Raw genomic sequence first — 22,672 nt, 5'->3', positions numbered from 1 at the left:
GCCTCCCCTGCCTCCCCTGCCTCCCCTGCCTCCCCTGCCTCCTGCCTCCTGCCTTCTATGCGTTGCTGAGAATTTTCAGGACAATTTCTACCCCAGAAACAGCTTGCCAAATAAAAAGTCCTAAAATCCCAAAATTCAACAAAATATGAGTCGCCCGCGCCCAATTTGCCCCTTTTCGCATGAAGGGAGACAAAGACGCAGAAAAGGCGATCAAACCAGTCATTCCCAAACCAGCTAACAAGTGTGGTCCGACAAATAATTTACCGTTATTGATGTAAGTAACAGCCATACCACCTATTGAACCTGCTACCATCAAGGCTAAGATGATCGCCCCTATTTTCTCGTGTTTATCATTAAATTTAGCTTTAATTAGTTCTTTTCTTTCTTCTGCTGAAGCATTTCTGGTACGCTGGACTTGTAAACCTGAGTAAGCAGCATATAGGGACAACGCTAACAATATCCACATTATTGTTGGGTGAACAAACTCTAACCCAAATTTGACCTCTGGAGCAAGTTCTAAACTCATCGCTTGGTTATCCAAATTATTAAATCTTTATAAAACTTAGCATAAATTGATTTAGGACTATTAGGACTATTTTGTTTTTTCTCTCTTGCTAAAGTGCAGACAACAAGCACAAACTAGTTTTTGATGCTAAATCAAGCAATTTCCACCAGGGCGGAATTTATTATATGATTGATAAAAATGATAATTTACTGCTGAATGCGGCAAAAAGCGGCGATATCAAGCGGGTTGGTGAACTATTAGCTACTGGTGCTAATGTGGATGGGTGCGATCGCAACGGCACTACAGCATTAATGTTTGCGGCTAATTTGGGTTATACAGAAATTGTGCGATCGCTCCTAGATTTTGGCGCTAATATCAATTTAACTAGAAAAACATACCGGTTAACAGCGTTAATGTTGGCTGCAAGCAATAATCAAGTTGATATTGTGAAGCTTTTAATATCTAAATATGCGGATATAAATGCCGTTAATGAAGATGGTAGCACCGCTTTAATGGCAGCAGCCCAAAAAGGTCATCTGGAAATTGTGCAAATTCTATTAAATGCTGGTGCGGATGCTAGTATTACCGATAAAGACGATGATAGCGCCTTAAAACTTGTTATCAAACAAGGTTATACAGCGATTGTTAAAGCCATACTACAAAAAGGTAATTTTGTCAACACCCCAGATGCAGAAGGTGAAACACCCTTAATAATGGCCGCAGACTTGGGAACTTTAGATATAGTACAAACACTGTTATTACACGGTGCTAATCCCAACATCAAAAACCCCGATAGCAGTACAGCACTAATAGCCGCAGCCGCAGCAGGACATAGTAATATTGTTGTAGCTTTATTAGATGCAGGTGCAGAAATTAATCACCAAGACAAAGAAGGAGAAACAGCTTTACACTTTGCCGTGCTAGAAGAATACCAGGATACAGTAAAAATCTTACTTCAACACGGTGCAGATGTAGAAATTAGAAATCATCTAGGAGATACACCCCTACTGATAGCCGCATTCCAAGGATATAGCGAAATAGTAGCAGCTTTAATGAGTGCAGGAGCAGATGCCAATAAAAAGAACTTTGGGGAAGTTGCCCTCACCTTAGCAGTATCTCAAGGACACACCCAAACAGTCAAAGTATTACTTGACAATGGTGCTAACATCAATGTTGTAGCAGATGATGGGAAAACTGCTGTGGTAAAAGCTTTAGTTAGCAACCATCCAGAGATATTCCAACTGCTAATAGAAAAAGGTGCTGATGTGAATTTCCAGGACTCAGGAGGTGCAACAGCGTTAATGTATGCTGCATCAGAAGGTTATACTCAAGCTGTGCAGATGTTAGTTAATCATGGGGCGGATGTCAACTTAAAAAACCAAGGTGGTTATACAGCTTTAATGATTGCAGAATTTAACAGTTATCGCACAATGGCGAATATTTTAAGGCAAGCAGGGGCGCAAGAGTGATATTGAGTCCGGTTTTATTGCTGAGTGCTGATAGCTTATTAAGCAAAACTCCGCTGTAACTGATGTGAGTTTGCTACAACGGAGCAACAAAAAGTTGAAACACCAAGATCAAAAGCTTGAGTTACAAGGGTAGAAAAAAGTAAACCTGAAGACTTAATTTACCTTTTACCTTAGTTTTCTCTATACCTTGATGTTTCCTACTGTGCTAGACATAAACAATATATCAATTTTTATTTTGGCGACAGTATTGGAATTATCATTTTTTGTGTATCGCAATGTAAAATAACAGAAAATCAATCTGTCTTGAGTGTGATTTTCTGCCTATTGATAAGCTTTTGGAACGATTCTATATAAATAATTAAATTTTTAGATTTTTTATATTACAGCAGTTTTCATGTATTTAGGGGTTGCTGAGAAAGTCTTTCCGTGAGGGCATAGGAGTCAGGAGTCAGGAGTCAGGAGTCAGGAGTCAGGAGTCAGGAGTCAGGAGTCAGGAGGAGATTTGAAAATTTCTTTGCCATCTCTTGAAATCCCAAAAAATGCACACTTTTTCCGGTATACCCTTCCAAACCCTTGCACTAATTTCTGTGTTTATCAGCCTCTAACCTTTGATATATCAAGGTTTTAGGTTTATTCAGCAAACCCTATTTAGACCACACTCTAAATTAATTTCTTTCTTCCTTTGCGCCTTTGCGCGAAACCTGAATCAAGATGTAGTTCATTTACCTGAAAATAGCTGTAAGCTCGGGTGATTATTTATGATTACCGCATCTGTGCAACAACTGGTAAACTCCTTATGGGTGGGTATGGGTTGTCAAAAAGGAATTTCTTCCGAGTTAATTGATATAGCAATTGAGAGAACTTTTCAAACATATCAGCTTGCTTATACCGATCTTGCGGGTATTGCCAGCATTGATATTAAAGCTTCAGAATTGGGTGTAAGAGAATTTTGCCGAATACATAATTTACCTCTCAAAACCTTCACCGCAGAAGTCTTAGCTGGTGTCAGTGTTCCCAACCCTGGGAAAATAATTACAGAAACAGTAGGAACACCGAGTGTAGCAGAAGCAGCAGCTATTTTAGCAGCATCTCATAATACTTCAGCAGTGAGTTTATTAGTTCCCAAGCAAATTTTCCGTTTACCAGGGGAAGTGGGAGCAGTGACTATAGCAGTTGCAGGATGTAGAGTGTAGAGTAAAAATTAACTTTTTTGCTGACTTTGTATTACTGTCACCTGTCACCTGTCACCTGCCTGTCACCTAAATGTCTTCTGCCTTCTTCAATCTACTACTCTCAGTACATAATTAATAATACTGGAAACAATTGCCAGTACAATAGAGCCGAGAAAAGCAGGTATAAAACCCTGAATTTCAAAACCTGAACCGGGAGTGATAGCACTTGCTAACCACAGAGTTAAGGCATTAATGACAAAGGTAAATAAACCAAAAGTAATCAGGGTAATGGGAAATGCTAACAAACTCAAAATTGGGCGAATGATGGCATTTACCAACCCGATGATAATAGCAGCACCCAAGGCCGCTACAAAAGTCTTGATAATGAAACCTGGTACAATTTGAGATGTTACCAATAATGCTAACGCTGTACCCAGCCAAGTTAATAAAAAGTGTTTCATTTCATCCAATTTTGGATTTTAGATTTTAGATTTTGGATTTTGGATTTTGGATCTTGGATTTTAGATTGATTCTACAGTTGATATCCTCAAACTCAATGCAGCTATTGTGAATTTTTAATTTTTTCAACGTTGCTTGGGTAGTCGCCGCACGAAAGCTTCCCAAGTAGCTCCACCAACCACGCCATCTGGTTGTAACCCATAACGAACTTGAGCAGCTTTGACTGCTGCTTCAGTTCCAGCACCAAAGTCTCCATCTATACCACCTTTGAAAAATCCCAAGGTTTGTAGTAGTCTTTGTAATTTGGTTACTTCCGAGCCTGTGTTGCCTAAACGCAAAATAGGCCATCCGGCTGTAGTATATTGAATCTTAGGATTTCGCTGATTGGGCGGAGTCGGCTGAAAGCTGGTGTTAGGCTTATTTTGGGCAGTTGTCGTTGGTTTGGGAGGATTCGGTTTTGGTACAACTGTGGCGTTATTAACCCTAGTGTTTCTACTGGGTTGAGCAGGAACTCTCAAATTATTACTGGTGGTTGTTGGGACAACAGATGGCAAGGTATTGGCAGCAACGGTTGATACATTAGGGAAAAGTCTTTGCCAAGTAAGAGTATCTACAATACCATCTGGATTTAAGCCCGCTGCTTGTTTAAACCGAGAAACAGCCCTAGCTGTACCTTCTTGATAAACGCCATCTACTGCACCTGTATAAAAGCCTAACAGTGTCAGTGCTGCTTGCAGTTCTGAGACTCGTTCACCTTGACTACCTATTTGCAAAGTAGGGCGGTTGATGTTACCTACTGTACTGACTTGGGCAATTTCTACAGGTGCTGCTATTGATACTCTAGCAGAGGAGGCAAACAGTAAAGGTGTAACGGAAAATAAAAGTAAGCAATAAGACTGTTTTTGTCTTGAGTAGTGGTAAATACTCTTTATCAAGTGATATTTCATATCATCTACCTGGGATATTCTTATGCTCATCTTACAGTTTTTGATAGCAGGAGTCAGGAGTCAGTAGGAGAATTAAAGACATTTTTTCATTTCTGTCCGCCCAGAAAAGTGCAAGGTTTTTGACTGATGACTGTTAACTGATAACTGATTTAATTGCTTCTTCTTGACCAACTAAAGACACAAAAGGTTCCTGTAAATAACTATTAGCTGCTGTCATTGCTAACTTAGGACTGACTTTGTTGATGAGTTCAGGAAATTCATGGTCAAATTCTATTCCTAAACCTAGAATTTCATACCAACCGTATATTTGAGCAATTTGTCCGTTAGTTTGTTTACCGAGGGCATACTGTCCCAAGATTTTATTTTTAGCTGTTTGTAGTTCCTCCGCAGATAGTTCTGTATTACACAGTCTTTCTACTTCTTGGCGCAATCCTGCGAGAGCTATACTGGTATTTTCTGGTGCTGTCCCCATATACACTATAAATGAGGCGGGAAACAGGCGTGTAGAGTAAATAGCAGAGACTTCATAAGCTAAACCTCTTTTTTCTCGTAATTCCACAAATAAGCGGCTAGAAAGACCATTTCCCAGGTATGTAGCTAACAATTTGAGAGCGGGGTATCCAGGGGCGCTGACTGATGGACCCATATAACCCAACATCACAATTGACTGTTGTGTATTTAAAGGTTTGAGACAAGATTTTGGTGTAACAGAAATAGCGGGTAAATCTAGTATATGCCGTGGTTGCTCTGGTGGTTGCCAATCACCAAAAACTTTTGTGACTAATTCTTGTGCTGCTTCTGGTGTAATGCGTCCAGCAATGCTAATTACTATGTTATCTGGACGAAAATGAACTTGGTGAAATTCTGCTAAGTCTGAACTATTGATACTACTAAGAGTGGTTTCTGTACCTAAAACCGACCGAGAATAAGGGTGTTCTTGGTACATTGCTTGTCGCATTTGTTCAAAAGCGAGGTTAAAAGGTTGCTCTTTTTGGGAGCGAATGTCTTGTAGTGCTAACCGTTTTTCTAGTTCGATTTGGTTTTTGGGAAATGTGGGCGATCGCAATAACAAACCAGACAATGCTAAAATTTCTGCAAAATCAGCAGTTACTGTTTTCAACGACAGCAAAAAATAATCAGTACCTGCATCTATACTTAAACTCGCACCCACAGACTCGACTTTTTCAGCAATTTCTAAGCTAGATAAACCATCACAACCTTTTGTCATCACTGCTGATAACAAATGTGCTAAACCTGCTGTTTCTACTTTTTCATAACAGCTACCAGCACGGACAAAAATTCTCCCCGCAATAATATCCGCTGCTGGGTTTTCTGCTACCAATAAAACAATGCCATTTGGTAATACGGTGCGATAGATAGAAGTCTGAGAATTATTTATATTTTGCATTCTTGCTTTTAACAGGTTAATGATGGAAGGAAGCAGGAGGCAGGAGGCAGGAGGTAGGGGAAGCAGGGGAAGCTAATAACCCAGTCACCAGTCACCAGTCCCCAGTCCCCAGTCCCCAGTCACTAATATGGCTTGAGAATAGTAACTGCGTAATTTTGCGGTGAAAGATAATTTTGTGCTAATTTTTGCAGTTCTTGAGTATCAAAGGACTGAATTTGCTGTGGGTAGGTAACGGCTAGTTCAGCTTGGGCTATTGTATTATAGTAACCATAAAGAGATGTTAACTGATTTGGTGTTTCCGTTGCAAAAGCATAATCATTACAGAGTGATATTTGCGTGCGCTTCAGTTCTTGCTCGCTAATACCTGTTGTTTGCAAATGGTGTAAATGCTCCTGAATTAAATTCTCTACTCTATCCAGATATTCTGGTTCTAACCAAGCGGTAATTGTCAATAAACTTGACTCTTGTTGTAGGGAAAAATTACTGCAAATTGCTTGTACCAGTTGTTTGTCTTCTCGTAAGTCATGCACTAACCGGGAAGTTCTTCCTTGTGCTAATAATACTGATAGCAAATCTAAACCATTTGCATCTTTGAGTTTTTCTACTCCTGGTGCTACCCAAGCCATTATTAACCGCGCTTGCTCTAGGCGTGGTAATATTAACTCCTGTTTTTGAATGCCTGTAATTATTGGTGGTGCTATTTTCTCAGATACAGGAAAATTTGCGTCATCACTAAATTCTGTAAATGTTCTATTGACAATTTCCCAAGCTCTTTCCTGTTCCACTCCCCCTACAACTACTACTGTCATGTTTTCTGGTTGGTAGTGGGAACGATGAAAACACCGCATCGCTTCTGGTGAATGCTGCATTAAATCATGCTCAGTACCTAATATAGAACGTCCATAAGGGTGGTTTTGATAGACGTTTTTCAGTAGTGCTTCAAATCCTATGGCATCAGGATCATCTGCACAAGCACGAATTTCTTCTAATACTACATCTCGTTCCCGAATAAATTCATCTGCGGAAATTGCTGCATTTAGCAATAGTTCGCCTAAGTGGGGTAAGGTGTCTGCTAGGTAAGGGGTAGCTGTAGCTAGGTAGTAATGTGCATAATCATGGCTCGTTGCTGCATTACTTACACCACCCATTTTTTCAATGTTATAATCAAATTCCCCTGGTGCTAAGGTGGCTGTACCTTTAAATATCATGTGTTCCAAAAAGTGCGCCATGCCAAACCACGGTTCTGGTTCTAAGTTTGCTCCCGCACGCACCCAAACATCTGCCACTACTACAGGGGTAGCGGGTATCTCCTGATGAATAAATGTCAAACCGTTGTCTAGGCGCAAAACCGAGGCTGGAAACACTGTGTTAGGTATTTTGTTAAGTATGTAGTTTGTCAATTTTTTGTAGGTTCAATCACCATTTGACCTATTTTGGCTATTTTAACTCTAAATTTTATTTGTTTTTGTATCAAGGTATACAGATTTTTTTGCTATTAGCTAAATTGCAGACGGTGATTGGTGATACAATTTTGGATTTTGGATTTTGGATTGGAGTTCAATACTGTTTGGTTAAGAGTTTTTGTAGGTTGGGTCAAGCGATAGCGCAACCCAACAAAAGCCTGTAAATGTTGGGTTTCCTAACGTCCACCCAACCTACATAATCCTATTTTTTGGGCTTAACCGAAAAGTATTGGATTGGAGTTTACAAAAACAATCCAAAATCCAAAATCCAAAATCTAAAATCCAAAATCTAAAATCTAAAATCTAAAATCTAAAATTTTCCTCCCCATTTCCCCCGACGTTCTTTAATTTAAATCGCGGTTTTTCATGCGTTCAAGACTACCTGTAGGGATAGCAGCAATTAATTTTTGTGTATATTCTTCTTGTGGTTGACGATAAATACTTTCTGCTGTACCTGATTCAACTATTTTACCTTGATTCATGACTAAAATGCGATCGCTCATAAATTTGACCACACTTAAATCATGGGAAATAAAAATATAAGTCAATTGAAATTCTTGTTGCAGTTCTTTTAATAAGTTCAAAACTTGCGCTTGTACGGAAACATCCAAAGCGGAAACCGACTCATCGCAAATAATAAACTTGGGATTTAAAGCTAAAGACCGAGCAATACAAATGCGTTGACGTTGACCACCAGAAAATTGATGGGGGTAGCGTTTCATATCATCAGCACTTAATCCCACTCTTTCTAAAAGTTCTACTGCTCTTTCTTTTCTCTGTTGTTTGGTTTTTCCCACAGAATGAATTAATAAAGGTTCCATAATCGCTTCCCCAATTTTCATTCTTGGGTCAAGAGAACTAAAGGGATTTTGAAACACTATTTGCATTTTACGTCTTAATTTCTGTAGCCTTTCTCCTTGGAGATAAGTGATATTTTGCCCATCAAAAATAATTTTACCAGCCATTGGTTGAATCAATCTTAATAAGGTTCTACCTAAAGTAGTTTTACCACAACCTGATTCTCCTACCAATCCCAAAGTTTCTCCTGGATAAACTGCAAAGGAAACGCCATTTACCGCTAAATGATAACGTTTTGTGCCTCCAAAAACTCCCCGAATCGGAAACCCAACTTTCAGATTATCAATTTGTAAAAGTGGTTTTTGGGTGATGAGATTTTCTAATCTTGTGTTAATTTCTTCTTTAGTAACTTCTGGTGGTTGTGCTGGTTCTTGGGCTTGAATTATAACTTGACCGTTGGCATTTTCTTCAACAATCATGTAATCAGAAACAGTCAACAATTTTTGAGGACGACGGTTAAGAGTCGGACGACAAGCGACTAAACCTTTAGTATATGGATGTTGAGGATAAGTAAATATTTGTGCTGCTGAACCATATTCAACAATTTTACCTTTATACATTACCGCAACTTGATCAGCAATTTCGGAAACTAAGCCTAAATCATGGCTAATAAAAATCATCCCCATGTCGCGGCTTTGTTGTAATTCTCGCATCAAATCAATAATTGTTGCTTGTACAGTTACATCTAAAGCTGTAGTCGGTTCATCAGCAATTAACAGTGATGGATTACAAGAAATTGCCATTGCAATCATTACCCTTTGTAACTGACCTCCAGAAAGTTCATGAGGGAAACGTTCTAACATTGCTGCTTTATGTTCCTTCACTAATTGCGCTAACTGAAAATCACTGGGTAGAGGTGTTTTTAGGTGAGTTAAATGCCAATTATCGAGATATTGCTGTTGTATTTTCTCATCACTAGGTAAAAGTTTAACTTCTTGTAAACCTGCGATCGCAATTCTTTTGGCTTCAGTTATACTAACTTTCTGATGTCGCATAATTGCTTCTGTTAGCTGAAAACCAATGTTATATACCGGGTTTAAAGAACTCATAGGTTCTTGGAAAATCATCGCCATATCTCCACCCCGGTAAAGCTGCATTTCTTCAGCCGGTAAAGCTAATAAATTCAGAGGTTTAGCATTTTCTTGGGGACGAAACAAAATCTCTCCCCCACTCACCTTACCGGGATATTGCAACAAACCCATAATTGCCAGTGCTGTCACCGATTTACCACTTCCAGACTCTCCCACTATTCCTAGAGTCTCACCACGACGTAAATGAAAGCTGATATCATCCACAGCTTTAACCTGACTACCATCACCGGAAAATTCAACTTGTAGATTGCGAACCTCTAGAAAAGTCTCTCTCATAAGTCTGGGTTAGTAATTAATGAGGGAATAGGGAAAAGGGAACAGAGTATAAAAAACTATTTTATATCAAGTCCGTTGAAATAGTGATCATATCTGTGAGGTTTGGTAATGGGTAATGGGTAATGGGTAATGGGTAAGGGGTAATGGGTAATGGGTAATGGGTAATGGGTAATATTATTCCCAATCACCAATCACCAATCACCAATCACCAATCACCTATAACTTAGGTAAAATATCTGGAATCAAATTACCGGGAACTTTAGATAAAGCCAAATTTTGACCTTGGATACCTAACTCATTATGAAAAGTGCGAATTATTTTGACTATATGGTTGAAATTTGTGTGATAACCTTCTGTGTTTTTTACCAATCTACCCAAAGCTTGTACATGATGTTCTAAGGATGCTTCTAAATGCTGAGAAATAATTTTTTTATCACCCTTGAAAGATGGATCTGTAACTAATTGATAATGGGCTAAAGCCAAGTTATTCTGTGTTGCCAAAACATCAAAACTGAAATTCATTTGATTTAGAGAATTAGCCAGTGTGAGAGTTTCTTCATAAGTCTTGATGCACAATTGTAGGAAATTTTGGCGAATGTCCTTAGTTACTTGTGGTAAATTTGCTATATGCCAATAAGCAGTAGCCAGATTATTCTTGGTAGCAGCACAAGCAGCAGGAATATTATTTGGTGTCCGATATTTCAAAGCTTCCCGGTAAAAATCAACTGCTAATTGTAAATTTTCCAATGGTGTTTCATATTGAGATAAATTCCAATAAGCAGTACCGATATTATTTTGAATCATACCATATTTAATTGGTTCATCTTCAGGTTGATAGTGAGCAAGTGCGAAATTATAAGCTGCGATCGCTTTTTTGAGATGTTCCACAGGATCACTATATTGTCCTAAATGCCAGTATGCAGTCCCCAAGTTATTTTGGCAAGCAGCATATTTTAAAGGATCAATTTCTTCGGTGCGGTAGCGCAGTGCTTCATTGTAAGCTTTAACTGCTTCCTGCCAATTTTCCACCGGGTTAGAAAACCTTGTTAAATCACCATAAGCTGTGGCTAAATTATTTTGTACACGGGCATAAATTTCCGGTTGACTATCAGGTGTAATCAGTTTGATGGCTAACTGATAAAATTCTATTCCCTGCTGGATATAAGTTTTTGCTTCTTCACTACTTCCTGGTGTGCGGTGCAACATCCAATATAGTGTTCCCAAATCATTTAAAGTATCTGGAAGTTGGGGTGAAGTATCATCATAGCTAACAGCTTCCTGATAGGCAATAATAGCTACCATCAAGTTTTCTAAACTTGACTGTCCCTGTTCAATACGTAACCGATATAACGTTCCTAATTTGTGATAAGCTACTGCGAGTTCTTCCCCAGAAGCTTGCTGAATTTTTAATTTTTCAATTTCCCAAAGTAGTTGTTTTGGTTGTAAGTTTTCCTCTACATCTTCAGCAAGATTCGGATTTAGTGATTCTTTGAATAGTGAAATCAATTCACCACTAATATGCAAGAAAGATGAAAGCTCAGGTATAATATCTTCCTTGGTAGATGTTGTCGATGATGGCTGTGATTCATATTCTAGACTTACAGAAGTATCTTCAAAAAAATCATCATCTTCAGTAAAATTAAATTCTTCAATAGCCTTGTTAATCTCCTCTTGTGAGGTGATTGATTTATCAACAACTGATTTTTCTAGATTGCCTAAATCAACACTTCGCAAACTAGAGAAATTTTCTGGATAACTGCGATTTTCTAACGTTGGTGTTGGTTCTCCAGTAAATATAAATACACCAGTTCGACATTGCCAAAATTTCGGTGCTGATTGCTGAATAGCATACAACCAAGGACGAGGAACCCAAAACAATAAACTAGATTCTAAAAATGAACTGGTTTCTTGGTTAGCAAAATACTGTTCACTTAATCGAAGATAGTGCAGAAACAAACGCTGTACCGCTACTGATTGTTTCGTCAGCAGTTCCACACCTACAATCTGAAATGCTGGTATTGGTAAAGGACGGCCAGGACTATCTTTTGATTCCCCAACCACAGGAGGGGGATAATTAGCTAACCATTGATTTATCTGCGCTATGGGATTGGGATCATTTAAATTAAGTCGCAATGTGACTAATCGTGGATAAGCTGGAGTGCTAATTCCCTCTGTCTCTACTGGGTGATATAACACTTGCCCCACTGGATAAGCCAAGGTAGAATGCAACCGAGTAGCTACTTGATTTCTCAAGTGTAAGTCATCACATACGGCAAAAAATATTTGTCGTCGCAAACCTATACTCAGAGCAAATTTTAGGCGTTGATATACTTGCCGATTCAAGGTAAAAATATCTGTAGTTAAAGTTTCATTCACGCTCATAGTGGCTACAACAGCCTAAATACAATATACATAACTGATTGAAAAATCTCCTTAATTCTGATTTCAGGTAAATGTATTTTGTTCAGGATGAATCAAGTTTTCCAGGTTTAATCACAATAAACGTATATATTTATACTTTAATTCTCTTTGATCTTAGCAAAAAATAAAAAAAATCAGGTTCATCCTGAGATGGAAACCTGAAAATCTGAAAATATTAAATTTTATTAAATTATTTTGCTTTTGTTTTTAGTTGACATTGGACACGGTAAAGGCGACAAAAATTAAACTACCTACCAAAAGAGCAGCAGCAATTCCTAAAATAATATAATTGCGCTTTTGTCCATCCGTAGGTGGTTCTGCTTGATAAACCTTGGGTTCTTGGGCAAAATTATTGAGAAGACCGCCTTCTTCGTTGGTATAGGGCATGAAGTTTTTCCTTGTTATCTTCTTTTATTTAATGTGCATTCATTATATAGCAACTAGATTTGATTTGTAATAACTGTAAAATAGGAAATAGAGATATCCCCAACTTATGAAAAAAGCTGAAGATATGGATATTAAGCTTTTTAAAGTTCAGTTACTTCTCCAGAGCCAAAAGTTGATACAAAGTTTTACAAATTGCTATAAAAATTAACACAACTATCCCTAAATCTGGATAATTGATCAGCAGCTATTGTGACTCACATTCCCGTTTCGTAATAAAATGCCGATAACGAAACATCGCTTCTAACTGCAATTGAATTAACCAACCACTGACAAATTCCACTCCATCACCACCAGGCATAGAATAAGAAATATTATCAGTTAATCTAGTCTTTCCATCTTCTGCTGTAAACTCATGACGATGCACCCAAGACTCAAAAGGTCCCGATATTTGTACATCAGTAAACAACCGATATTGTTCAAAATCTGTATGACGCGCTAACCAAGTTAAAGGTAAAAGTCCAATAAATAATTTAAACTCAGTTATTGCACCCTCATCAAGTCCCCCTTCTCGACGCAATACCTGTACAGGTTGCCAAGGTGGGGTAAGTAGCTGTAAAATATCTTGTCTTTCATGGAATTTCCAAACTACTTCGACAGGTGCGTTAATAATAGAAGAATGAGTAAAGTACAGCATGAAACGAAAAACCTTCACTTTAACCTTTAATTAACCTTCATATTCGGTGTCTATTTCAATATCCAGTGTATCTTCATCAATTCTGATATACAAAATATTGGGACGACAACAAACTTGACAATCTTCTACATAATTTTGCTGCATTCCTGCACTAATATCAATAAAAGTTGTGTTTTCTTCACCACAATAAGCACAATAAAATTCTGATGTATTTTGCATTTTTTTCAATGTGTCATTTTCAGTCTTTATTTAACTGGGGAAGCAGAACGAAAATGACTCGTTGCTTCATGTAAATGTTTTATTAGTGTAGACTGTTGTAAAGGTCCTTGCAAGTGATTCCAAGGTAAAATTTTCTCTGTTGACCAATGACTATAAACGTAAAAATCTAAATCGGGAATTTTCCCTTTTAACTCTTTAAAAGCACGTTTATAACTTCCCAAAGAATCACCAAAACCACGAGTTAATTCTAACAGATGGGAAAGTCTGCGATCGCCTCTCGATAACAAAGTTTGTATAATTGACCAATTATAACTTTCGGGACGAAAATCTATACCTTGGGGTTTTAGCTGTTTTTGTAAAAATTGTAACCGCTTTTCAGATTGTTTATTTACCCCAAACCACTGAAAAGGAGTGTGTGACTTAGGTACAAAAGTGCTACACCCTAGAGTTACCCGCAAACCAAAAGCAGCTTTTTTAACAGCTTTCATCATTGCTACCGTAGCATCTAAATCTTCCGATTCTTCCCCCGGAATACCCACCATCCCATATAATTTTAAACTAGATAAACCCCCAGCTTTCGCATTGACAGCAGCTTGAATAATTTCCTCATTATCTAATTTTTTATTAATAATTTGACGTAAATTTTCCGAACCACTTTCTACAGCAATAGTCAAAGAACGAGTATCACGTTTTGCTAAAGTTGCAGCTAACTTTTCTGTAACCGTATTCGTTCTCACCGAAGCAACACTCAACCGCACATCATCATATTTTGGTTGACTAATATAATCTAATAACTCAGAAAATTCAGGATGTTGTGTCACTGAAGCACCCAACAAACCCAGACGGTTAGTAACTTTTAAACCTTGTTCAATAGCAGGAATTAAAGATTTTTCTAAACTCGCAGTTCTAAAGGGTAAAGTTAAATAACTCGCTAAACAAAAGCGGCACATTTCAGGACAACTCCGCACCACTTCCACCATAAAAATATTTTCCCAAGCTGCTTTTTCAGTAACAATAGTAGAAGCAGAAAGAGTATTTCCTCGATAAGTTTGCTTTTGAATAACTGCGGGAATATGACTATCAAGAGGATGAATAGATTTTATTTCTCCATCATCACTAGCATATTCAACATCATATAAACTCGGAATATAAATTCCCGGAACTTGCGCTAACCTGTTTAATTTAACTTTCCGTGTTGCGTTTCTAACTTCTTGATAAGCATCAATAAAACTACTTAATAAAATTTCCCCATCACCCAACAAAACCACATCAAAAAAATCGGCAAAAGGTTCAGGGTTAGCAGTCAAAACCGGACCACCACCAAAAACGAGAGGATGATTTTCGGTTCTATTGCTTGCACGCAGAGGAATATTTAAAGATTCCAAAAGATTAAAAATATTCACATAATCTAATTCCCAAGACATAGAAAAACCCAAAATTTCTGGATGTCTAGGAAGTTGTTCTTGAATATCAGTAAATAAACGACTCACCTGTAAATCATCACGCATCGCTAAAGTTGCCCAAACCACCTGATAACCAAGACTGGTTATACCCACAGTGTACTCATTTGGGAAAGCGAAAATTAAAGGAATAGCGTCATTTTTAGGGGTTGCTGGGGTAAATAAAAGCTTTTCCGAGTCAAATACAGATGATGTCACAGGTCTTTATAAAAAGTAATCTATATATAATTATAAACCAAATTAGCAAAAAATAGTAGATTCAGCGGCAATCTGCAAAATTAATATTTCATCTGCGTTTATCTGCGTTCATCGGCGTTAAATCTGCCTGAAATTACATCTTCAAATTACATCTTCAAATTACATCTTCAAAGAGTGCAAGGGTTTATCAAAACTAAACCCTTACAGAACAAATACTATCTATATTTAATTTTCAACCAGAGAATAATAAGATTTAAAAATAAAGTTATCCCATTAGCCATAATAATCGGTACAGCACCCAGAATCATCCCATAAACCAACCACAAAAACAACCCAGTCATAAAAGTAATCAGCATCACAAAAGAGACATCCTTAGCTGATTTTGTTTTCCAGGTTTGGAACATTTGCGGTAAAAACGCAATAGTGGTTAATGTCCCTGCTGCTAATCCCAATGTGTTAATAAAATCCATTTTCTTGAATCGTTAAAATTAAGATATTATCATATAATATAGCAGTTTACGGACGGTCAGGATGCCCATCCCACAAGGGACAAGATAGGATAATTTATTTTTTCTGCTTCTGTTTTTTTCAGATAAGCTGTTACACAGCTAAATTGTATAATCCTAATATTCTGAACTCTTGTTTAACAGGCAAGATGCCTGTTCCACTTATACAAATTAAATGCACAACAGCTTATTCTTTAGCCCAAGCAACGCTGCCAACTCATCTGCCAATAATTCACAAATTATAGTCTTGATCATGGGTGGATAATCTTAGAGGATGTTTGATAATTTGTATTATTTATTTAAAGCAAATAATGATTGTGAATATTAGACATCTCCAGAAAAGAAATTATGGAACCTATTTATGGGGGCAGGTCGAAGTTTATGGGATATCTAGATGTCTGATTTTTCCGTTAAATTATTGCCCATAAGCTTCGCCCCTACAACTTATGACAAATTAATACATTCTATTTTGGAGAGGTCTATTGGCATAGCCAATTAGAGTATAACGAGTAATCAATAGTAAAAACAAAACTCTATAAGGTCTAAAAACCTCATAGAGTAGCATTTATAAAGAAGTGGGCAGTACCAGACTCGAACTGATGACATCCTGCTTGTAAGGCAGGCGCTCTACCAACTGAGCTAACCGCCCGTGTTTTCCTGACTTAATTAATATAGCACAGGCTTTTTAAATTTTGCAAGGGGTTGGGAAAAAATTTTTTTTGGGGAATAGGACTTAGGCAAGATTCAACTCAAAACCTGATTCTTGCGTGGGGGTAATTCATGAATTACCCCTACTGATCTTCTCCAGAGACTATCAATGAAGATCAGAAGTCAGGGATCTGGGTATAGGGATCTGGGTATACTGAAGTTTGACTTTTGACTTTTGACTTTTGACTTTTAAAATATGCCTTCTGGACAAACACACGATCGCATTACTATTTGGTCTGTACCTGTGGTAGCAGGTATCACTTTAATTTCTACTCGCAGCAGTAGTGTGACGTTATTAGTTGCTGGTGGGTTTATGTTTGGTGGTTTGATGTTTGGTCCTGACTTGGATATTTATTCTCGTCAGTTTCAACGCTGGGGGTTTTTGCGTTGGATATGGCTACCTTATCAAAAAAGTCTGCGTCATCGGTCTTTTTTATCCCACGGTCCAATTATTGGTACTACTTTGCGGGTGGTGTATCTAACCACATTTTTAGCAGTTGTAGCGATTTTGGTTTTGGTAATTTTCGCTAAATTGGGTAATGTGGCTTTGAATTGGGGGGAAGTTTGGAAAAGTGTGGGAAAGACTATATCAATATATTATGGAGAATTTTTTGCTTTGTTTTTGGGGTGTGAACTTGGTGCTATGAGTCATTCTCTGAGTGATTGGACTGGTTCAGCTTATAAAAGGTTTCAAAAACAAGGTGTACAGGGATTGCTACCCAGTGGCAAAATAAAGAAGCGTAAAGTTAATAGTCGTGGTAAACGTAGTTCTCAACCCAGAACTAACAAAAGCCGCACTAAGTCTTAACGAAGGCAGGAGGCAGGAGTCAGGAGGGTTTAAGCTGATTACTAATAGCTGAATACTTACCCGCAGAATACACAAAAAGCACAAAATTTTAACTTATTATGGCAGAAAATCACAATCAAACTTTAGCAGCGTTACAAGAATTAATTGATATAGTGGCAAAATTGCGATCGCCTGATGGTGGATGTCCTTGGGACTTAGCACAAACGCCGGAAAGCCTGACACCGTATATCATTGAAGAAGCTTATGAGGTAGTAGACGCAATTCAAACAGGAGATAAAAAGGCGATCGCCGAAGAATTAGGAGATTTATTATTACAGGTAGTTTTACAAGCACAAATAGCTAGTGAACATGGTGATTTTACTTTAAAAGAAATTGCCGAAGGTATTTCTCAAAAATTAATTCGTCGTCATCCTCATGTATTTGGTGATGTCACAGTAGAAAATGTAGAAGAAGTACGTCAAAATTGGGAAACTATCAAAGCTGCGGAAAAAGGAGAAATCTTAGAAAAGCAAAAATTGAGTGATAAATTAGATCGTTATCGTCGCAGTCTTCCCCCATTAAATGCAGCCATGAAAATTTCCAAAAAAGCTGCTGCTGTAGGGTTTGAGTGGAACAATATCGAGGAAGTTTGGGATAAATTTCACGAAGAATTAGGGGAATTTCAACAAGCATTAGCTGAGGAAACCCCGGAAAGACAAGAATCAGAATTAGGTGATTTATTATTTGCAATTATTCAATTAGCCAGATGGCATAAACTTGATCCGAGTGCAGGTTTACAAGGTACAAGTTTACGATTTATTCAAAGATTGCAAAAAATGGAAGATGTCATAGATCGTCCTTTAACAGATTATAGTTTAGCAGAATTGGATGCACTCTGGCAACAGGCAAAAGCTAAACTAGCTAAAGAATAGGGACTGGGGATTGGGGATTGGGGAAAAAGTGTATTTTTAGATTAAAGTTAGTTAAATAAGCTGTTGTGCATTTAATTTGTATAAGTGGAACAGGCATCTTGCCTGTTAAATAAGAGTTCAGAATATTAGGATTATACAATTTAGCTGTGTAACAGCTTATCAGCCAAAATCTATATTATTTGCTGTTATTTTGCTAGGAATTATTTTTGTATATTTATTATTCCCTATGGGTTATTCCCTATTGCTGATTATCTTGTCAACGTCGAGAAATTATAGAATTTCTCACTAAAAGCCTATAATAGAAATATATGTAATATTGGCACATTTTCAAAGAAAATAGAAATGAATCAAGAGTTTGACTAAATTTCCCTTAAAAAAAGCTAAAAACAAACATAAAAACAAACACTATAACCCCGATTTTAATTGAGTACATCAGATGACTTCTAAGCGATCTATCAAAAAATCTCAAGCTAAAGAATCTAACTCTACAGAATACCCAAAAGAGGAAGATAAACAAAACAATTTATTCCCAATTGTCGGTATTGGAGCTTCTGCGGGGGGATTAGAAGCATTTACACAATTATTGAGTCATTTACCCACAGATACGGGTATGGGATTTGTGCTAGTTCAGCATTTGAACCCCCAACAAAAAAGTATGTTAACAGAAATTCTGTCCCGCACAACTCAAATACCTGTAACTGAAGTACAAGAGGGAATGACTGTAGAACCGAATCATATTTATGTGATTCCCCCTGGTGCGACAATGACCATTAATCAAGGGGTGTTAAAACTTCAACCCCGTGAAAAAACATATCAACAACCAATGACAGTGGATAGTTTCTTTTTTTCCCTAGCAGAAGATTTAAAAAACAAAGCCATTGGAGTTATCTTGTCAGGGGGTGATGGAGATGGAACAAGGGGGTTAGAAAGAATCAAGGCAGAAGGTGGTATTACTTTTGCTCAGTGTGAGGAATCAGCAAAAGTTAGCACTATGCCGAATACGGCGGTAGCTTCAGGTTATGTAGACTTTATCCTTACTCCTCAACAAATTGCTGAGAAACTGGCCAACCTTAGCAGTCATCCCTATATCAAGCACTCAACAGCAGTGACACAGACTGAAGTTGTCCCAGAAGAAAAAGATGGACTGTTAAAGATTTTCCAGATTTTAAGGACAGCGACAGGTGTTGACTTTTCCTATTACAAGCAGAATACCCTAAAGCGACGGATTCAGCGCCGGATGATGTTATATAGACTGGATAATTTAGAAGATTACCTGCATTATCTTCAGGATAAACCGGCAGAAATTACCGCCTTATATTACGATGTTTTAATTACTGTTACCTGTTTTTTTCGGGATGCAGAAGCTTTTGAAGCTTTAAAAACTACAATATTTCCCACTATTATTAACAAGCGCAAAACCGATGATCCCATTAGGATTTGGGTAGCTGGATGTTCAACAGGTGAAGAAGCCTATTCTATTGCTATTTGCTTAATGGAATTTTTAACAAACAAGGGAATTAATATCCCTATTCAAATTTTTGCGACCGATATTAATGAAGTAGCCATAGAAAAAGCCAGAGCCGGCATTTATAAACCTAACCAGGTAGGGAATATTTCTCCAGAAAGATTACAACGTTTTTTTGTACAGGTAGAAGGTGGCTATCAAATTAATAAAGCAGTGAGAGAACTGTGTGTTTTTGCTAGACAAAACTTAATTAATGATCCGCCATTTTCCCGACTGGATTTAATCACTTGTCGGAATGTGCTGATTTATTTGGGTGCTGCTGTACAGAAAAAAGTTGTGCCAATTTTTCATTATGGTCTTAAACCTACAGGTTTTTTGATGTTAGGAACTTCGGAAACAGTGGGCGAATTTACGGATTTGTTTACTGTGGTAGATAAAAAGTACAAGATTTATGCTCGCAAAATTGCAGCTACCCGATTAGCTATTGATTTAATGGCTCGTAACTATCCAGTAGAAACCGCTAAATTACAAATGATAGAAAATGAAGGTTTTGGAAATGATGTGGAAATCCAAAAAGAAGCAGATAGAATTGTGTTAAATCAATTCTCACCGGTGGGTGTAATTATCAACGATAATTTTGATATTTTGCAATTTCGAGGACAGACGAGTCCCTATTTACAACCAGCACCGGGTAAACCCAGTTTTAATTTACTAAAAATGGCCAGAGAAGAATTGCGGCTAGATTTACGTAGCAGTATTCATCAGGCTAAAAAACAAAAAATGCCAGTTACACAGGAAGGGATACAAGTTAAGGCAGAAAATCAACTTAGGCTGGTGAAAATTAATGTTGTTCCCTTTCAATCTGCTGGATCAGACGAAGAATTCTTTTTAATTTTATTTGAGGATACACCCACTCCAGTTAGCTCTATATCGCCAATAAGTAGTAATATTCAATCTGAGCCGCAGCAAGCAAATAGTTATGAGCAAGAAATTTTTATTCTGCAACAGGAATTAAAATCTACTAAAGATTATTTGCAATCAATTATTGAGGAACAACAAGCCAGTAATCAAGATTTGCGAGCAGCTAATGAGGAAATTCTCTCTAGTAATGAAGAGTTGCAAAGTACCAATGAAGAATTAGAAACAGCTAAGGAAGAAATTCAGGCGACTAATGAAGAATTGAATACTATTAATGATGAATTGCAACGGCGCAATATTGAATCAAATCAGGTGAGTAATGATTTACAAAATCTGCTCAGTAGTATTCAGATTGCCATTCTCATGTTAGGAGGTGATTTACAGATTCGCCGCTTTACTCCCGCAGCCGGAGCAGTATTTAACTTAATTCCTTCAGATGTGGGACGACCATTAAGTGATATTAAACATAAATTAAATATTTCTGATTTAGAAGCACAAATTTTAGAGGTAATTAGTACCCTGAATTTGAAAAGTTTGGAAGTGCAGGATCAAGATGGTCGTTGGTATGATTTACGGATTAGACCCTATCGGACAATAGATAATAAAATTGATGGTGCTGTAGTAATTTTGGTGGATATTGATGCCATCAAACGGACTGCGGAACAGTTGAGAGCATCCCGTGATTATGCAGAAGCAATAGTAGATACAGTGCGCCAATCTTTAGTGGTGCTGGATATGAATTTACGGGTAGTTAGTAGCAATCAATTTTTCTATGACACATTCCAGGTAGTGCGAGAAGAAACAGAAAATCGCCTGATTTATGAAATTGGTAATGGCCAGTGGAATATTCCCCAGTTGCGATCGCTCTTAGAACATATTCTCCCCGGACAGACCCATTTTGAAAATGTGGAAGTTAAGCATAATTTTGAGCAAATTGGACACAAAATCATGCGCCTCAATGCTCGAAAAATGCCGCAAATAGATAATACTCCTTTAATTCTCCTGGCAATTGAAGATATTACCCAACAGAAACATTTAGAAGCAGAACGGATTCAACTCTTAGAACAAGAACAGTCAGCGAGAACAGCAGCAGAAGCAGCTAACCGAGCTAAGGATGATTTTTTATCCATTCTCTCCCATGAATTACGAAATCCCCTTAATTCTCTGTTGGGGTGGACGCAGTTACTACGGAAACATCAGCTTGATGAAACGAAAACAGATCAGGCATTAGAAGCTATTGAACGCGCTGCCCACGCTCAAAACCTGCTAATTGGCGATTTATTAGATATTTCTCGCATTAGTTCCGGTAGACTGCATCTCAATAATCAGCCTGTTCAACTTGTACCTGTCATTTCCGCAGCTATAGAAGTTGTACGTTTTTCCGCAGAAGAGAAAAACATTCAAATTCAATCGCAACTAGATCCTACACCCAGAACCTTGATCGGAGATCCGACTCGCTTACAGCAGATCATCTGGAATTTACTTTCTAATTCCATTAAATTTACCCCTGATAGTGGAATCATTGATATTACGCTCAATTACACTGATAATCAAGCGGAAATTCAAGTTAAAGATACTGGTTTAGGTATCAGTGCTGATTTTCTCCCTTATGTGTTTGACCGATTTCGTCAAGCTGATAGCACTACACGCAAATCAAATGCTGGCTTAGGACTGGGACTAGCAATAGTGCGCCATTTGGTAGAACTCCACGGTGGTACTGTGGAAGCCGCTAGTCCAGGTAAGGATCAAGGTGCTACTTTTACCGTCAAGCTACCTCTGCAAACTAACCAGGAAGAGAGTGATATAGCAGTTACTCCAGAACCAACCCCCCCCGCTGCACCTGATGTACCTGTTTCCTACCCATCTTTAGCGGGTGTGCGGGTGCTGATAGTTGATGATGAACCAGACCTGCGTCAATTATTTAAAATCGTGCTGGAAGATTACGATGTTCAAGTAACAGAGGCTACATCTGCACAAGAGGCATTATCAATACTCAAGACTAATCCCGGTGGGTATGATGTCATCCTCTCTGATATTGGTTTACCAGAAGAAGATGGTTATGCACTGATACGTCAAATTAGGGCTTTGAGTGCCGAACAGGGAGGGAAAATTCCTGCTGCTGCACTGACTGGTTATACGGGAGAAGCAGAACAGGCAGAGTCTTTAGCCGCAGGTTTTGAATTGCATATTAATAAACCCGTTGAACCGGATCAATTGGTAAATGTGGTTGCTGTTTTGGCGAAAAGGTCGGTAAATAGGTGATTGGTGATTGGTGACTGGGGACTGGGGACTGGGGACTGGTGACTGGGGACTGGTGACTGGGGACTGG

18 protein-coding genes and 1 tRNA gene are annotated in these 22,672 nt (G+C 38.0%); 5 read left to right on the top strand and 14 right to left on the bottom strand.

The features are described from left to right. Positions 1-55: 55 nt before the first annotated feature. Positions 56-526, bottom strand: coding sequence for a DUF4079 domain-containing protein (locus PN497_RS13110; protein WP_096567047.1), 471 nt, complete (start codon positions 524-526; stop codon positions 56-58). A 164-nt stretch (positions 527-690) separates the two neighbouring features. Between PN497_RS13110 and PN497_RS13105 the strand changes: the two genes are divergently transcribed. Both PN497_RS13105 and PN497_RS13100 read left to right on the top strand, forming a co-directional pair. After that, positions 691-1,974, top strand: a complete 1,284-nt coding sequence (locus tag PN497_RS13105) for an ankyrin repeat domain-containing protein (RefSeq protein ID WP_096567049.1) — start codon at positions 691-693, stop codon at positions 1,972-1,974. Between the two features lie 758 nt (positions 1,975-2,732). After that, positions 2,733-3,167, top strand: a complete 435-nt coding sequence (locus PN497_RS13100; protein ID WP_096567051.1) for a cobalamin biosynthesis protein — start codon at positions 2,733-2,735, stop codon at positions 3,165-3,167. Positions 3,168-3,253: 86 nt separating this feature from the next. Here PN497_RS13100 and PN497_RS13095 read toward each other — a convergent pair whose 3' ends face one another. From PN497_RS13095 to PN497_RS13035, 13 genes are all read right to left on the bottom strand, one after another. Continuing rightward, positions 3,254-3,607, bottom strand: a complete 354-nt coding sequence (locus PN497_RS13095) for a phage holin family protein (RefSeq protein WP_096567052.1) — start codon at positions 3,605-3,607, stop codon at positions 3,254-3,256. 123 nt (positions 3,608-3,730) lie between these two features. Then, complete coding sequence (locus tag PN497_RS13090; protein WP_096567055.1) at positions 3,731-4,552, bottom strand: peptidoglycan-binding protein; 822 nt, start codon at positions 4,550-4,552, stop codon at positions 3,731-3,733. Positions 4,553-4,685: 133 nt separating this feature from the next. Beyond that, a complete protein-coding gene (locus PN497_RS13085) occupies positions 4,686-5,960 on the bottom strand; it encodes a M16 family metallopeptidase (RefSeq protein WP_096567057.1) in 1,275 nt (424 codons plus the stop codon). A 122-nt stretch (positions 5,961-6,082) separates the two neighbouring features. After that, the gene (locus PN497_RS13080) at positions 6,083-7,324 is read right to left on the bottom strand and encodes a M16 family metallopeptidase (protein ID WP_096567059.1); all 1,242 of its coding nucleotides are present in this window, start codon (positions 7,322-7,324) and stop codon (positions 6,083-6,085) included. Positions 7,325-7,767: 443 nt separating this feature from the next. Beyond that, positions 7,768-9,648 carry an ABC transporter ATP-binding protein gene (locus PN497_RS13075; protein WP_096567063.1) on the bottom strand — a complete coding sequence of 627 codons (1,881 nt, stop codon included), beginning with the start codon at positions 9,646-9,648 and terminating at the stop codon, positions 7,768-7,770. Between the two features lie 56 nt (positions 9,649-9,704). Beyond that, positions 9,705-9,836, bottom strand: a complete 132-nt coding sequence (locus PN497_RS13070; protein WP_272110354.1) for a hypothetical protein — start codon at positions 9,834-9,836, stop codon at positions 9,705-9,707. 28 nt (positions 9,837-9,864) lie between these two features. Beyond that, positions 9,865-12,030 (bottom strand): tetratricopeptide repeat protein, encoded by a 2,166-nt coding sequence (locus PN497_RS13065; protein WP_096567065.1) that lies wholly within the window; start codon positions 12,028-12,030, stop codon positions 9,865-9,867. Between the two features lie 246 nt (positions 12,031-12,276). After that, the gene (gene psb34, locus PN497_RS13060; RefSeq protein ID WP_096567067.1) at positions 12,277-12,456 is read right to left on the bottom strand and encodes a photosystem II assembly protein Psb34; all 180 of its coding nucleotides are present in this window, start codon (positions 12,454-12,456) and stop codon (positions 12,277-12,279) included. 244 nt (positions 12,457-12,700) lie between these two features. Further along, positions 12,701-13,150, bottom strand: coding sequence for an SRPBCC family protein (locus tag PN497_RS13055; RefSeq protein WP_096567069.1), 450 nt, complete (start codon positions 13,148-13,150; stop codon positions 12,701-12,703). 30 nt (positions 13,151-13,180) lie between these two features. After that, entirely contained in the window at positions 13,181-13,369 is a 189-nt protein-coding gene (locus PN497_RS13050; protein WP_096567071.1) for a CPXCG motif-containing cysteine-rich protein, read from the bottom strand. A gap of 26 nt (positions 13,370-13,395) precedes the next feature. Then, complete coding sequence (locus PN497_RS13045) at positions 13,396-15,027, bottom strand: B12-binding domain-containing radical SAM protein (RefSeq protein ID WP_096567073.1); 1,632 nt, start codon at positions 15,025-15,027, stop codon at positions 13,396-13,398. Between the two features lie 215 nt (positions 15,028-15,242). Beyond that, positions 15,243-15,497 (bottom strand): SemiSWEET transporter, encoded by a 255-nt coding sequence (locus PN497_RS13040; protein ID WP_096567075.1) that lies wholly within the window; start codon positions 15,495-15,497, stop codon positions 15,243-15,245. Between the two features lie 612 nt (positions 15,498-16,109). Beyond that, positions 16,110-16,182, bottom strand: a tRNA-Val gene (locus PN497_RS13035). A 255-nt stretch (positions 16,183-16,437) separates the two neighbouring features. On the opposite strand from PN497_RS13035, the gene PN497_RS13030 reads away from it, so the two are divergent. The 3 genes from PN497_RS13030 (at position 16,438) to PN497_RS13020 (ending at position 22,605) form a co-directional block, all read left to right on the top strand. Next, entirely contained in the window at positions 16,438-17,049 is a 612-nt protein-coding gene (locus PN497_RS13030; RefSeq protein WP_096567077.1) for a metal-binding protein, read from the top strand. Positions 17,050-17,147: 98 nt separating this feature from the next. Next, a complete protein-coding gene (gene mazG / locus PN497_RS13025; RefSeq protein ID WP_096567079.1) occupies positions 17,148-17,960 on the top strand; it encodes a nucleoside triphosphate pyrophosphohydrolase in 813 nt (270 codons plus the stop codon). Positions 17,961-18,396: 436 nt separating this feature from the next. After that, positions 18,397-22,605 (top strand): chemotaxis protein CheB, encoded by a 4,209-nt coding sequence (locus tag PN497_RS13020; RefSeq protein WP_096567080.1) that lies wholly within the window; start codon positions 18,397-18,399, stop codon positions 22,603-22,605. Positions 22,606-22,672: the final 67 nt, after the last annotated feature.

Source organism: Sphaerospermopsis kisseleviana CS-549, assembly GCF_028329225.1.
Lineage (GTDB): Bacteria > Cyanobacteriota > Cyanobacteriia > Cyanobacteriales > Nostocaceae > Sphaerospermopsis > Sphaerospermopsis kisseleviana.
This window is presented reverse-complemented; position numbering and strand designations above follow the sequence as displayed.